This is a genomic window from Streptomyces rishiriensis (assembly GCF_030815485.1).
Lineage (GTDB): Bacteria > Actinomycetota > Actinomycetes > Streptomycetales > Streptomycetaceae > Streptomyces > Streptomyces rishiriensis_A.
This window is the reverse complement of record NZ_JAUSWV010000001.1, coordinates 1-14,165: the sequence shown is the minus strand read 5'-3', so window position 1 is coordinate 14,165 and position 14,165 is coordinate 1. Positions and strand designations below refer to the sequence as shown.

The 14,165-nt window shown below is 66.1% G+C and carries 11 protein-coding genes and 2 pseudogenes; 6 read left to right on the top strand and 7 right to left on the bottom strand.

What is annotated here, in order from left to right; genetic code table 11:
- Positions 1-9: 9 nt before the first annotated feature.
- The 3 genes from QF030_RS00065 to QF030_RS00055 all read right to left on the bottom strand — a co-directional run bounded on the left by QF030_RS00065 (position 10) and on the right by QF030_RS00055 (position 3,504).
- Positions 10-2,019, bottom strand: a complete 2,010-nt coding sequence (locus QF030_RS00065; protein ID WP_307160583.1) for a hypothetical protein — start codon at positions 2,017-2,019, stop codon at positions 10-12.
- Positions 2,016-2,720 (bottom strand): hypothetical protein, encoded by a 705-nt coding sequence (locus QF030_RS00060; RefSeq protein ID WP_307160582.1) that lies wholly within the window; start codon positions 2,718-2,720, stop codon positions 2,016-2,018. The genes QF030_RS00065 and QF030_RS00060 overlap by 4 nt, the downstream gene beginning before the upstream one ends.
- Positions 2,721-3,324: 604 nt before the next feature.
- Positions 3,325-3,504, bottom strand: coding sequence for a hypothetical protein (locus tag QF030_RS00055; RefSeq protein WP_307160581.1), 180 nt, complete (start codon positions 3,502-3,504; stop codon positions 3,325-3,327).
- A gap of 386 nt (positions 3,505-3,890) precedes the next feature.
- Here QF030_RS00055 and QF030_RS00050 point away from each other — a divergent pair.
- The 5 genes and pseudogenes from QF030_RS00050 to QF030_RS00030 all read left to right on the top strand — a co-directional run.
- Positions 3,891-5,753, top strand: a pseudogene (locus QF030_RS00050) (telomere-associated protein Tap); the annotation flags it as partial.
- A gap of 4 nt (positions 5,754-5,757) precedes the next feature.
- A pseudogene (tpg, locus tag QF030_RS00045) lies at positions 5,758-6,315 on the top strand (telomere-protecting terminal protein Tpg).
- A 17-nt stretch (positions 6,316-6,332) separates the two neighbouring features.
- Positions 6,333-7,238, top strand: coding sequence for an SLATT domain-containing protein (locus QF030_RS00040; protein ID WP_307160580.1), 906 nt, complete (start codon positions 6,333-6,335; stop codon positions 7,236-7,238).
- A gap of 58 nt (positions 7,239-7,296) precedes the next feature.
- The gene (locus QF030_RS00035) at positions 7,297-7,602 is read left to right on the top strand and encodes a DUF6247 family protein (protein ID WP_307160579.1); all 306 of its coding nucleotides are present in this window, start codon (positions 7,297-7,299) and stop codon (positions 7,600-7,602) included.
- Positions 7,599-7,862: a hypothetical protein gene (locus QF030_RS00030; RefSeq protein WP_307160578.1), complete on the top strand. Its 264-nt coding sequence runs from the start codon at positions 7,599-7,601 to the stop codon at positions 7,860-7,862. Before QF030_RS00035 ends, QF030_RS00030 begins: the two co-directional genes overlap by 4 nt.
- A 107-nt stretch (positions 7,863-7,969) precedes the next feature.
- On the opposite strand, the gene QF030_RS00025 is transcribed toward QF030_RS00030, so the two are convergent.
- The 4 genes from QF030_RS00025 to QF030_RS00010 all read right to left on the bottom strand — a co-directional run bounded on the left by QF030_RS00025 (position 7,970) and on the right by QF030_RS00010 (position 11,549).
- Positions 7,970-8,755, bottom strand: a complete 786-nt coding sequence (locus QF030_RS00025; RefSeq protein WP_307160577.1) for a hypothetical protein — start codon at positions 8,753-8,755, stop codon at positions 7,970-7,972.
- Positions 8,756-8,870: 115 nt separating this feature from the next.
- Entirely contained in the window at positions 8,871-9,860 is a 990-nt protein-coding gene (locus tag QF030_RS00020) for a PIN domain-containing protein (RefSeq protein WP_307160576.1), read from the bottom strand.
- Between the two features lie 214 nt (positions 9,861-10,074).
- The gene (locus QF030_RS00015; RefSeq protein ID WP_307160575.1) at positions 10,075-11,010 is read right to left on the bottom strand and encodes a hypothetical protein; all 936 of its coding nucleotides are present in this window, start codon (positions 11,008-11,010) and stop codon (positions 10,075-10,077) included.
- Positions 10,968-11,549, bottom strand: a complete 582-nt coding sequence (locus QF030_RS00010) for a replication-relaxation family protein (RefSeq protein WP_307160574.1) — start codon at positions 11,547-11,549, stop codon at positions 10,968-10,970. Before QF030_RS00010 ends, QF030_RS00015 begins: the two co-directional genes overlap by 43 nt.
- 409 nt (positions 11,550-11,958) lie before the next feature.
- Between QF030_RS00010 and QF030_RS00005 the strand changes: the two genes are divergently transcribed.
- Positions 11,959-12,432, top strand: a complete 474-nt coding sequence (locus tag QF030_RS00005) for a hypothetical protein (RefSeq protein ID WP_307160573.1) — start codon at positions 11,959-11,961, stop codon at positions 12,430-12,432.
- Positions 12,433-14,165: the final 1,733 nt, after the last annotated feature.

Below are 14,165 nucleotides of genomic sequence, written 5' to 3'. Positions count from 1 at the left end.
AAGAACAGATTAGAACAGGTGTTCATCGTCGCGGGTGATGAGGTGGCTGGCAGGCAGGGCGTCCACGAGTTCGGGCTGCGCGGTGGTAAGCACGACCTGCAGATCAGGGAGGTCTTTGGCGATGGCCTGCAGCTCGGCGATCAGCGTGCGGGCGGGTACTTCGGTGACTTCCTCGGCAGCGACCGAATCGATCAGCAGCAGGCCGGGGTGAGCGGCCACACCGCGATCCGCCCCGACTCGCAGCAGCGCGATGACCGTAGCGATCCGCATCCGGAGCCGGTCACCACGGCTAAGGCTTTTGAACGATGTCTTCACGCCTGCCTTGACGGCGTTGACCTTGCCGGAGCGGTCGAGGCGGACGCTGTCGAGGTTCTGCACCCCAAAGCGGGTCGCGAGCTCGACAATCTGCGCGTTCATCGCCGGAAAGAGCCGCTTGGCTGAGGCATCCACGGCCTCCCGGACGGCCTCGTACACGGCCGCCAAAACTTGAGCGGATACAGGGACAGGAGGTTCTTCGGGAGCAGAACCGGTGGCGGCGAGGCGCCCCTCGAGACCGGCTGCCTGCAGCTCCAGCTGGCGAAGGCGCTCATGATTCTGCGATGTCGCCAGCGCCTCTTGCAACGCGGCGGCGGCCCCCCGCTGCTCGGCGATTGCGTCCGTCACCGTGGCGGTGGCGGCATCACGCTGCTGGGCCGCCGCTTCCTCAGCTTCCCGGGCGCTTTCCAGCTGCGATTCCAGGTCCTGCAGGAGCACTTCGGCAGTCTCTTCGTCGACCTCGGGCAACTGCCGGGTACATACCGCGCAGGAGGCGTCCTCACGTTCCTGCTGATGGCGTTCCCGGTCGAGTGGCTCTTCGCAGCGCGGGCAGCACACCGGGTTGAGCCGGCCCAGCACCCGGCGGGCCTGCCAGGTCTCGCGGGCATCCAGCAGCGCCTGATCGGCGCGCACCCGGGCCGCGTTCGTTTCGGCCAGGTCCTGCTCGGTCTCGCGCAGCACTCCCTGCGCTCCCTGAAGACGCGCCGCCGCTTGATCCGCAGCCTGGAGGAGGGGCGAGACGTCTTGGCTCGCCAGGCTCCGGAGATCGGTGATCTGGCGGGAAATCTGCTCTAGCTCATTCTGCCAGGCTTCCCGGTCGCTCTTGCGCGCGTCGGCGTCCCCTTCTGCGCGGCGCTTCTCCTGGGCGAGGGTCTTCCGCTCGCGTTTGCCGGCGACTGACAGCTGGGTGAGGACGGTGCTGTAGGGGATGTCGACGAAGAGCTCCATGAGCCGGGCAGACAGTCCGACAGCGTTGACATCCCCGAGGAGGATCTCATCGCCGCCCGGATTGAGGTAGCACGCTCCGAAGTACGAGGCCCAGCCGTGGACCTGGGGTGCGCCGCCGCCGTCGGCGCCGCCGCCGGTCTGCCACAGAGTGGTGTGTCCCATGCGCAGTGCGTCGAGGAAGAAGGATCCGATGCTTCGGTCCACTTCAGCGGTTCCGGAAGCCTGCTCCAGCAGCCGCAGCCCGTTCCCGCTGTCGTCGGCGGCCAGCAGCTGCTCTGTCGTGTCCGCGGTCAGGATGCGTCCGGTCAGCGCCGGATGGGCGTCGGGGTCGATGTCGAGCGCGATCCGGATGGGGCGACCGGCCACGGCCAGGTCCAGGCGCAGATGCCGCACCCAGGAGCGGACGTCTGGTGGCAAGTCTCGTGGCTCGCCGCGCAGCGGCCAGACGAGGAACTCCAGCAGGCTGGTTTTGCCTGCACTGTTGTCGGGATGAACGATCGCTGACACACCCGTCGAGAAGCCCCGCTCCACAGTGAACGGCTCACCGGAATGCTTCACGCCGTAGGCTCGAAGGTGCAGCATCCGCAGCCGTCGGTCAGCCGCCGCAGGGTTTTTCAGGGTGATGTTGGCCTCAGCGAGCGAGCGTTCGACCTGTTCTGCGGTCAGGCCCATCTTCGCGGCAACGCTTTGCAGAATGTCGCCGGCCAGGGGGACGCCGGCGGCCTCAGTGGTACTGGTCTTGGTCGACGCGGTCACGAGGCCTCCTGGTCGACGTCGGTCATGGGCACCACAGTTGCGGCCTTCAGCTGGCGCAGCCGTGCACGTGCCTGCTCGGTGATGGGTGCGATGTACTGCCGCCACGGGGTGTCGGCGTAGTCGCTCAGGAGGTACTGCCGGTTCTTGATCTGCGTTCCCCCAAGACCGTCGACCAGCGCCACGACCAGGCGGGTGCGGTTGAGGTACCACTCCAGTGCGGGCGCGTCCTGCACCAGCGTGCCTGCCACTTCGCGGCCCCGGTCAAGGAGGAAGTACACGTGCTCGACGACGCGTTTTTGCCCGGTGCGGCCGAGGATCTGTGTTTTCCGGAGCAGACCACGCTCCACCAGCGGTGCCAGGGCATCGTCGAGTTCCTCGAAGGCGCCAAATTTGTGGCGCAGCATGGGAAAGCGCCGGAGGTCCGGCTCTTCCGACTCCAGGATGTCCGAGGCGAGGGCGAGTAGGCCTGTCTCGTCAGGCGCCGCCTCGAATTCGTTCATGAGCTCGAAGGCCAGGTAGTCCGGATAGCGTACCCAGAAGTCGAGCTTCTGCAGCCGTACCTGGGTGTGCACCACACCCACTGTGGACGCAGGCGGAGTCTCTCCTTCGGCCGGCGGCTTTGCAGCTGCGTCGATCAACAGCAGCAGCCGAACGGAGTCCTGCCAGCGGCTTGCCCTGCGTACCGCCAAGGACGAGACCATGGTGCTCCTTCACACAGATCATCCGTTCCGTCACCAGGGGTCATAGTGGCAGCTAGATGGAACGAAGAGCCATGCTGCTGCACCGAAAAGATCGCCACCCCGACGGAAAGCCGATGCCGGACCTACGGGCTGGTTCCCACGACGGCAGCCGTGAAGCCATCACCCCGGCAAGCACAGGACCCCAGGAACGACGGCTCCCGGGGTCCTGTCGTACTTCACTTGACCGCGCTGTCAACGACGGGACCGAAGACGTCGTCACGGGACGGTGTTTGGCACTGCGGGGGCTACTTACTTTCACCTGGCTGCGTTCCCGCCGGCTGTGACGACGGAGGCGGGGTGAAGGAGTAGGGGGACCATGCGGTCGAGATCAGCGTGCGGATGCTGTCCGGCGCCCGCCAAGGAGGGCGCGCAGTTGGCCTCGCTGGTTCTGCAGGAACCCTCGCCAGCGGGGCCTCCGTCGTGGAACAACGGTGCCGGCGCCCTTGGCACGGCGCCGAGGCCCGATGAGGTGGACCAGGATTGGCCCGCCGACACCACGGCCGCGGCGCCGTGTGCGCGAGGAGAACACCTCCGCCGCTGTGCTCGGCATCGCCGGGTAGGGCAGCTACCCATCGAGCTCTTTCGGGGGCCGGCTTGTCAGCTCGTCCCGGACGGCGCGGACGGACTTGATCGCCTTGATCGCCTTGCTGCTCAGCTTGGGGATCTGATCAAGGATGAACGTCAGAACGAAAATCACACCGAAAAGGAACACCACGAAGGCCACGGCCCAGGCAGGAAGTTGCATGTGCCCCGAGTCTTTCTGAGGGCAGCACCGAGCTCGCTGCGGGTACTCGCCGCATCGGCTTCACCACCTCTCATTGCGTCTTCGGAGCAAGGCCAACCGTACAGGAACGGGCACTGCGGGGACGGAAGTTGGAGGGGGTGGGCCGTGACCACGATCGAGCAGTGGGTCACCCGCAGCGCAACAACCGGATCCGATGCCAGCCTCGGCGGGCGTTCGGCCGCGCAGCTCCGGCCGCTCCGCGGTGACCTCCACCCCGTACGCGGTGGCGAACCACACCGGGTACGCCCCGCCCAGGCGCAGGGTGATGCGACAGCGGCCCTATGAAGCCCCAGTCGAACCCGAGAGCTGCTTCGCGATCTTCTCGGCGGTCAGCTGCGCCGGCAGCCCAGGGCCGCTCCGAGCCGCGCCCGCCCCGATTGGAGGCGTACCAGCGGCTGTTGAGCGGCTGGGCGGCGAAGTACCCCACCCACGCAGCTCCCGCCGTCGCGCCCGCCCCGGCTCCCCAGTCCCCGCTGGCGCCGGTCCCGGAGACGTCCACGGGCCCGGCAGTGACCGAGACATCCAAGGCGCAGACGGCGGGACCGGCCCAGGCGGCCGCGTCGGAGCGTCCGGCCGCGCGCCAGGCGACCTCGCGGCCTCCGGCGGCGACGAAGGCCGCCAAGCCCCCGTTCGACTCACGGTTCCCGCACGGTCCGCTCGCCGTGCTGGACGGTGACGGCTCCGCGTACGGCGTCGACGGCATCGTGCTGGACTGCCCCGCGCGTACGGTCCCCGAACTGGTGGAGTGGACGCTGCGCGAGTCCGGGCTCGGCGCCGCGAAGCTCAACCGCTACGGCAAGGACTCCGATCCGCTGATCGTGCTCACCGCCGCGGCCGCCGTGACGCTCGGGCTGCCGGAGCGCCTGGAGGGTCACGAGCAGCGCCGCTCCCTGCGCCTGCCCGCCGATCACCTGGTCGTCAAGCAGGTGGCGAAGGGGAAGTGGCAGCTCACGCAGCGCTGGTTCGGCCCCTGGGCGCGGATCTACCGCAAGGCCCAGGGCCGCGAGCGGCAGTGCGTGCAGCTCGCGGTGCTGTCATGGGACGCCCTCGATGAGCGGTCCTGGCCCAGCGTCGCGGACATGGAGCCGGCCGACATCGCCCGCGTCCTGGGCGTCTTCGCGACCCGGGTCATCACCCCGCGCGGGTCTACGGCCGTCTCGGGCCTGGAGCTGATGACCGCGCTGCGCCCGCCCACCAAAGCCGTGCAGGACCGGGAGAGCGGGAACTGGGTGTCCGGCCACAACCCGGGCTGGCTGGGCACGGAGCCGATGGACCCGGCGCCGCCGGAGGCTACCCCGGAGCACCCGGTCGTTGTGAACTCCGGTTGGACGGGCGGCTTCCTGAGCGAGGAGGCCTACCAGTGGGTGCGGCCGGTGGACCTCCTCAGCGATGAGGAGTGCACGCTGCCTTCCACACCCCGAAGTTCAACCCGAAGATCCCCGGGAGCTGGCTGGTCGACCTCAGCCACATCGACCTGGCCCGCGCCTGCCGTCGCCGTTCACCCCAGACGGCAGCCGTCCGACGGGTCCGGCCTGGTACCAGACGCACACCGTCGCCTACGCCCAGGAGCTCGGCTACAACGTGACGCCGATCGAGGCGTACCTGCGCCGCGAAACCGGCGCGTACCTGGACCCGTGGCACGACCGGCTCAAGAACGCGTACGTGGACACCCTCGCCGACCTCGGCGTCACCAAGGACCTCACGGACGCGGAGTTCCTCGCCGCGATGGAGCAGCACAAGCAGGCCGACCCGTCCCTGACCGCCGTCCTGTCCGCCATCAAGGCCACAGTGAAGGGCGGCGTCGGCAAGCTCCGCGAGCGCCCCCAACAAGCGCTACAAGGAAGGCGAACGGTGGCCGGCCCTTCAGCGGCCGACCTGGCGCCCTGACATCCGGGCCGCCGTCATCAGCAAGGCGCGGGTCAACATGCACCGCAAGCTCACCAACGTGGCGAAGATGACGGGCCTGTTCCCGCCCGCCGTGCTGTCCGACTGCGTCGTCTACCGAGCCCCGGCAGCAGCCCGCTGGACTTCCTGCCGTATGCGGCCAGCGGCAAGCCGCAGCCGGGCGGGTTCCGCCTTGGGCCACACCGGGTCTGGCGAAGCTGGAGGGCGTCCAGGAGATGGCCTGGGTGGTCGACCTGATGGAGCAGGGCCTGAACCCGGCGCGCCACATCCAGGGCGGCGACGCCGTCCTGGACGAAGGGGAGTAGTGCCGTGGGAGAGATCGAGGACGCGATCGAGAGGGCCGACCGCGCAGGCGTTCACCAAGAGCCCGCCGAAGACCCTGAAGGGCCAGATCGGGTTCCTACTCAAGCAGTTCGGCAGCACGAAGGCCGTCGCGGCGGAGATCGGCGTCACCGCCGACTCCGTCAACCGCTACCGCCGCGGCGCCCGCAAGCACGCCCGCGCCGACGTCGCAGCGAAGATCGACGACGCGGTACGGCAGCGGTGGCAGCCGCTGGTGCGCAAGCGCCGGCAGAAGCAGGCTGCCACCAGCACGGGGATCACGGTGGAGACCCGGGCCCGGTTCGGCTACACAGCGCCGGTCGGCACGACCGACGACGGACGGTTCCGCAGGCTCACCGTGCACCTTCCCCGGAGTACGCCCGCCGCCTCTTCGACGCCCGCGACGCCGGGTCCAGCGACCAGCAGATGCGCGGAATCATCGCCGAAGGGTTCAAAGAAGTGTATTTCCAGGACGGCGGCGGTCGCGCTATGGGACTGTCGCAGGTGGAGATCAATGACATCGATTACCTGGATCTCGACTTCTAAGAGCGTGAGGGGGCAATATGGCCGACAGTGCGGACGGCAACTCCACCCAGGTCACCTTATCGGTAAACGGCGAGAATCTGAGAGCGCGAGAGTTCATTCATGGAATTCGCCGCAACATTCAGGAAAAGAGGCGACTGCTCCGCATTCTCAAGATTCGATCTATCCTTGGTGTCACCGCAGGAACGATCGGGCCCCTATCACTGCTTTCCGGTATCGCTACCTCCGTTGAGCTGAACCGTCGAGGGCTCGGATCGGTTGCCGGTACCGCGACCGCAATATGGTTACCTCTCCTTCTGTCCAGCATTGCGGTGCTGATTTGGCTCGCCCTAAGCGACGTAACTGTTCCGTCGGTGAATAACATTGAGCTGATCGTCAAACGCGAAGACCTGGAACAGGAACTGGCTACTCTGCTGGATCAGCTCCACTTCCTCAGTGCTCGGACGCACTCCTCGGTCACTGGCCAGCGGGCTCTGTACCGCGAAAACATCCACGAAGTGATCGATGAGTACGCAGCGTTGAGCCGCAGGTATCGCCGACGACACAACGGCTTGCACGCTCTGATCACTATTGGATCCGCCAGCATCGCCGCCGTTGCGGCCCTCGACCCTGGCCTGAACTGGCAAAAAAAGGTCATCATCGGCATCAGCTTTGTCGTCACCTGCGCATCCGGCTTCAGCGGCTACTACAAATTCCGCGAACGAAGCTACTTCCTCCAGCAGAGCGCGGACGCTATCGAAGAGGAATTGAACGCGGCACTGCTAGGAGTCGGCGAGTACAGCGACTTCAGTCCGCATCAGCATGAAGAGCTGCTCGCCCGGTTCGCACAACGCGTCGAATCCCTTCGAAACGAGCAACGGCGACGGCAGCAGCAGCTTGACCAGCCAGCAGAACAGAGCACTTCCACCCCGCAACCTCCGCAGTAGGACAACCACAGACTGGCGTCGCGAGTACGGTGGCCATACACCCTGCCGGGAGGACCAGATGAGCACGCAGCCCGACCACGCACCCGTCACGCCGTACGCTCCCGCGCCCGGGGCGCCGGCCGAACTCCTTGCCCAGCTGCGCGCCGACCGGCGCGCCGACACCTGGGTGCCGGCCTTCGAGCGAGAGTGGGCGGCTGCGCTCGAGGAATCACGGCGCACGTTCTCCCTCGCCGGGCTGTACGCGGTGCTCCAGGACTGGCAGGGCCGCCTCGTCTCCGCCCCGGCCGTCGACGCGTTCGTCGCTTCCGGCTACGACGACAGCGAGTTCATCGACATGGCGGAGCTCCGCGGCAGGCGCCGGTGACCGCACAGCAGCCGTACGCGGTCCGCTTCTCTGCCCCGGCCGCGAAGGTCCTCGCCACCCTGCCCGAACACGTCGAAGACATGGTGTGGGACGTCCTGGACGCCGCCGCCGGTGACCCGTGGGGCTTCCCACATTGGAACGCCGACGACCCTGAGGGCGAGGACGTCCGCCACGCCTCCGTCGGCCAGCTCTCCCTCACCTACTGGGTGAACCGGCCTCTGCGCCGCCTGTCCGTCCTCACCATCACCTGGCTCGGATAACCACCCGTGGCAATGCCCTGATCCCGGCATCGCAAATGCCGGGATCAGGGAGTTTCGCACGTAGCTACCCCTGATCCCTGGCAGTCCGCCGCCTCTGCACGTCGGCCCTAGTCGATGGCCTGCATGAGCAAGTCGTCCCGGATGTCGTCATAGCGTTCCTGCGTCTCGCGGATGATCGAGATGAGGAGCATGACGGCGATGATGCAGTGCCCTGGGCTCAGGTGGGACAGGGGCAGGTGGTGCACCACAGCGTGCCGGGAGAGGGTCGTCGGGACCGCATCGCCCTTACCCGGGTCGTACGGGGTGTAGAAGGCATTCAGCGGGGCCAGGACGTACTGATGCCTGGGCAAGTAGTCGTTCGGCTTCTTCTTGCCGGCCTTGTGAAGCCTCCCGTGAGCGCCTTTCCCACGGGGGACGTGGGTCAGGTTGTGGAGCATCTGCTCGACCCCGGCGACGGCAAGGCACGCGGCGGCTTCACGGTGACCGTCGGACCATGCCGCCATGGCCTTCTCCCCTGCCTTGACTTCACCGGCGATCCATTCATCGGTGCACTCATCGAGCTTGAGGCGGCACAGGGCTTGGATGTCGTCCTCGCCGTCCACCAGGACAGCGAGCTTGTCGTCGTGTGCGGTATCCGCGGCGGCCAGACTGCTCAATGTCTGGGCAGGCGTGACCCACGCGACCGGTATGCCGTGCTTCTTGGCCAAGTCGAGCAGCACGTCCATCTGCACTGCGCTGCCCCACCAGTTCTCGTGCCGTACGCCGGTGTAGAAGCGCGGCATCCGGTGGGTTCCGTGGACAGCCAGGTCGTACGTGTCCCAGATCAAGGCCCAGTCGCGGAGCTGGGGAAAGGTGGCTGTGAAGTGGCCTGCTGAGGGATCGCTGAAGGTCATGAGCTGATCGTTTCGTGTGGCCGCTACTCGTGTGGCTAAAGCGGCAAAAGAGTGCCAAGCAGGCACTGGCTGCTTGCGTCTTTGTTGCAGGGCATACCGCTGCCGTGCCGCCGCTCTACGCCCAGGGCGGGGCGGTGATCTGCATGTTGGTCCTGCCGAGCTGCCATCGGCCGGGTGCCGCCTGGTGGAAGGCGGGGAAGCGGTGCAGGAGCCGCCCGAGGCCGTTCATCTGCCGGCGGTGCGGTTCCTGCACTGCTGTGGGGAGGGCGGCGAGGATGTCGGTGCGGGTCATCGGCTCGGGCGCGCGGGCGAGCATCCGGGCGACCTGCGACAGCACGTCGCCTCCAGCGGTGCCGCGCTGCGCCTGGGCCCAGTCGCGCCCGTGCACCTCGTGCTGCACGAATGGTTCACCCAGGACCTTCACGGCCTCGGTGCCAAACCTGGCGAGCGCCGCGCGGGTGTCGCTGGTGAACCGGGAACGGTTGCGGTACGCGTAGGCGCCGGCGGCGGCAACCGCCACTCCTGCGGCCACCGGGTGGGCGCGTGCCAGCCGCACGGCACCGGCCAGGGTGTAGCCGGTTCCCAGGAGCGCGCTGGTGCTGCCCTGCATGCCCGCCTCCGCCTTGCCGATTTTCCCCAGCACGCTGCGGACTGTTTCCCAGTTCGGGACGGCGACGCCCTGGCGGATCAAGTCACGGTCGGCGGCCAGGAGGACGACGGGGGCGAGCACGCCGGCGAGCTGCAGGATGCCGACGTCGCTGAGGTCCTCGTGGGCGAGTTTGTCGGCGGCCGCCGTCATGGGCAGCCCGTTCACGTCTACGACGTGCAGCAGCGGCACGTACTGCTGCCACCACAGCTGCTCCGCCCGGGCGAGATCGAAGGTGCCGCCTTCGCGCTTGCGGTCGGCCAGCACGCGGGGGACTTCCGCCCACACGTAGTGCGGGATGAACCCGCGCAGCGTCCCGTGCCGCATCCCGGCGAGGATCGAGGACGGCTGGCCGCGCTTGAGCGCCGCGGTGACGTCCTGGGTGAGCACCGAGGTGTCGAAGACTCCGAGCCGGAAGCCGCCGCCGGTCAACGGCAGGGGATAGGTGCTGCTGTACATACCGGGAGCGTAGGCCCCCAACGGGGCCCTGGTGCACGGTTTTCCCCCAGTGACGGAACTCGGGCAGGCCAGCCAGGGATGTCACGGTGCATGCCGCCGAAGAAGCCCCTCCCGCCCACGTACAAAGAGCGCCTGCTGGCGCAGCTGGACGTGATTGAGAGCGACTACGTAGCCGTCCTCAAGGCGTCCGACACCGAGTACGTGGACTCCATCGTCATTCCCAGTTCGCATCGATCGTGGGGTCTTCGGGCTCGTCCGGGATGAACTTAGGATCTGGCTCCCAGTTCCCGTAGAAGTCTTCCGGCGAGTCGGAGAGTTCAACTTCGTCACCGAGGTCTCCCAGCTGCCAGAACTCCTCGTTCTCGACGTCGAGGTCGCATGCGGAGCAGGCGAAGACGTAGGGAGTGAAGACCACGACGGGGTTGTTCGTCTCCTCGATGTGGGTGTCGCCCATGAGCCAACCCTGTGAGCCGCAGGCAGGGCAGGCCGTCTCCAGGTCGTGTTCCATGTAGCGGGGCGAGTGTTGTGTGATCGTGGCGAGCACGATCTCCCGCTCCTTCGACGCCAAGTGCCCGTAACGCTGCTCGAAGATGGCCCGTGCCTTGGCCAGCTTGCCTTCCAGCCGGATGCGGGCGGCCTGAACGCGTTCCTCGATCAGCCTGTCGTGCAGAGGGACGTAGCTGCCCCAGTAATCGTCCGGAGCGATCTTCAGCTCTGCGAGCAACGGGTCGATCAGCCGCAGACATGTGGTGAAGACCGTCTGGACCTCCGCGACGTCATGAACGCCGCTGTGAGCAACGCCGTTACGGGCGTTCGCGACGGGCTCCAGTGCCTGCTTGTTGATCGGGATCTGATTCCGGAGGATCTTGTGGACTCGGGCATGGGCTTCCACCAGCCCGATCGTCTTCGCCCGACTCGCGGGGGCTGAGGCGTGCGCGCCATGGCCGGTGGCGTGGAGGAGCGAATCGAAGTCCCGGGCCTCGACTATCAACGCTGGGTGGAGGCCCGCGAGGAAGGCCTTGAGGATGTGTTCGGCGGCGATCCCAGCGTGGTGAACCGCGAAGTCGTATGACTCGGGCCCCTCCGCGAACGCCGTGAGTGCCGCGGTCATCCACTTCCGCGACGAGGCCTTGAGCTGTTCGGCATGCATGGAGTGGACCATAGGGCTGTTGGGGCAGCGGCCGAGCCTGGATTTCGGTGCTTAGCCCCGTGGGTGCGTTCGTCCTGGGAGTTCTGCCGCGTATCGGGACCAGTTGCCTCCGGACTGGTTCCAGGCGGTGGTTGCTGAGAGGCTGGCCTGCGAGGGCGCCGGGGAAGAGCCAGGCGAGTCCGCCGAGGTGTCGATGGTGGTGTGCCCGCGGCGCCGCGCGAGCGCTCGCCCTGCCGGGCGGCGACCGGATCCGACACCAGCCGCGGCGGCCGCCGGCCCCGCAGCTCCGGCCACTCCGCAGCGACCTGCACCCCGTACGCGGTGGCGAACCACACCCGGCGGCGTCCTGCCTGCGGCAGGGTGATCCGGTCGACCAGGCCCTCGGCGCGGAGTTTGGCCAGCCGCCGTCTGGTCTGCTCGATCCGCACCTGCGGGGCGATGATCTGGTGCATCTGCTCGGTGGTGGCCATCCGGTACTGCACCAGCACCGCCAACTCCAGCCGGTCCCCGGCACCGGCATCCACATCCGCTCTCGTCATCGTCGGCAACTCCCGTACGCGCACGGCGCGGTGCCGCCTTGCTGCGGCACCGCTGTGAGTCCGAGCGCATCAGCCGGCCCCGACCACACCACCGACCGCCAGGGCCGACCACGGTCACGTTGCGGCAACACCATTTCCGACCGTCGATATCCCCGCCGACAACCCCACCCCCGCGGTGACGCCTCAGATGGCATCACGGCAGGGCACCAATATTCGCGCCGGTCAATCGCTGACGTTCCCGCTGATGCGTGGTCAGCAGACTCCCGAGGGCCACGGAAGTCAGGACCGATCCACTTCGTTGTGTAACCGTTGGCGGCATGCGCGGCAAAATCGGTAGATTACGTTTAGTTGTGATTCATGTGAGGGAAGGCGTATCGAAAGGTATCACATAGAGAGGAATTAGTGACGGATGAAGGATTACGTGCCACTCATCGAGACAGGGTTGTGGGTAATTTTCGCCACAATGGCACTGATTGTATTTATGAAACCGGTGAAGGAGCGAATCGAGTCGGGTGCGTCATTCGAGGCTGGGCCTGCCGGGATTAAGTTCGGGGAGCTCGAGCGGAAGGTAGATGCGCTGGGTGACGCCGTGTCCAGGCTATTCCTTCACACCATGTCCGGACAAATGTATGAAAACCTAAAGAAATTGACTTCCGGAAATTTCGGAAATTACGTGATGGGGTCGGCGCTGGAACGCGAGCTCCGGCATCTGCGCGACATCGGATACATTCGCGTACATTCAATCAGCAGCGTACCTCCTGAGGGCGAAAACCTTTCTCAATATGTGAGTGTGACCGAAGCCGGATCGCAGTTCGTAGCATTGAGAGAAAAGGCAGCTGCTGAACGGAACAAGAAACCAGAAAATACCCAGACCAGCTACTGAACTTGATCGGGTGATGTCGGGCCGTTCTCCGGCCGGCGTGGGGGCGGCTTCGATAGTCCTGTTGCGATGAACCCTCCTGACTGACCAGCTATTTCGACCGCCCCGACAACCCGCACTATCGCACCGGCCAAGTGGAACCCGGCGCCCACCCGACGCGACAGCCGGGCCCTTGCCGTGTTGCTCAGCGCATATAGGCACAGAGTCCCCGTCAGCGAACCGACGGGGACTCATGAACGATCTAGGCTAGTGGAAAACGCTCTGGACCGTGAAATTGCCGCACTTCACGGGTTTTTGCCCGTAAACCGCCGCGTACACGCTGTGGCTATGGACCGGCGCGATTCCACTATAGCCCGGGACTCGATTATTCTTGACGTCAAAACGGCCGACGTACTTCGAGGTCTTTCCAGATCGCAGACTCAGCACGTGCGACGAGTCATCAGGATCAGACTGCCATACGACAGTAACGGTCTTGCTCTTTGGGAAGCCAATACCCGAGACGGTAAATTTGCTTCCAACACTCCCCTGGGAGGGAGAAATCCAGCATACTCCGGACGATGCGGATGCGGAGGTTGCAGGTCCTATGACTGCCAGACCTGCGGCGAGTGAAATCGTTGCTGACGCTATGATAAATCTACTTCTCACGACTACTCCAAGCGCATGTTTGTGTCGCCGAACATGGATGGCACATGGTAAGCGTGCGTTAGGTAGCTGGAGGGGTGCACCCTCCATGCCTGTTGGTCCTACCGAAATACATCCGTCATTCCATGCTGGCACGCCGGTTGCGTTGGCGCACGATGGGGCGCGGGTGGGTTCAGCGGCGAATGATCAAGGCTAGGTCTCGCCGCGCTTCCCGCCTGACGCGGGCGAATTAGCGCGCTGACGGTGCCCACGGCGCAAGCGATGGTTGCCCAGGCGACAATCCATCCGGTCACCGGCGGGGTGGTGGTCATTGGAACGGGAGTCATAGGAGCACCGTAGGAGCCGATCCATCGCCAGCCCGGCTTCTGGGCTCACCTCGGCGACATCCCTGCATAGCCGCGAGCGAAGCCAACGCTGTACCCCGGCAGAGTGAAGTCGCGAGACATCTTCCTTCGACCCGTCCTGTCCATGAACATGAATCGTCCGGGGTGTTCGTGTGTACGGCCGGATTCCCGATGGGCCGTCCGCAACAAATGGAAATCGGCCGGCTTACAAGGTTCAGCCGCTTCCGGTGGTGAGTTTAGAATCCCAAAGTCTACACAGTGCAGTATGTGATGCAGACCTGCGATCTATCTCCGGAGGTGTGGCCAGGATCCCCCAAAGTCTAGGCCGCATTCCCATGGTCCGGGGGATCCGGGTACGGGGTCAATAACTGCGCCCCGGGGACGGTACTGTGGCTGATCCAGCATCAGCTCAGGTAGTGTGGGCCCCGTCCTGAGGGGCCGTCAGGGCACGCGTGGACCGGGGCCAGCCACGGGCAAGCGGTGGGGGTGGTAGGCCAAACCCCAGTTACTACACAGGCAGCAGGGCGATGCACCCTCACCCCTTGCTGCCCGGCGAAGCCGGTAGGGCGGGAGCGCAGCGGACGCCCAGGATTCCCGCTTGCGGGAATCCCCCTGTCCGCTTGCGCGGACAGGATCGCTTTAGAATTCCGTTTACGGAATTCATTCCCGCGTTTACGCGGGAATTCGAATTGCGCTTGCGCAATTCGCGCTCTATGCCCCGGCTTGCCGGGGCATATCCCGCTCCGCGGG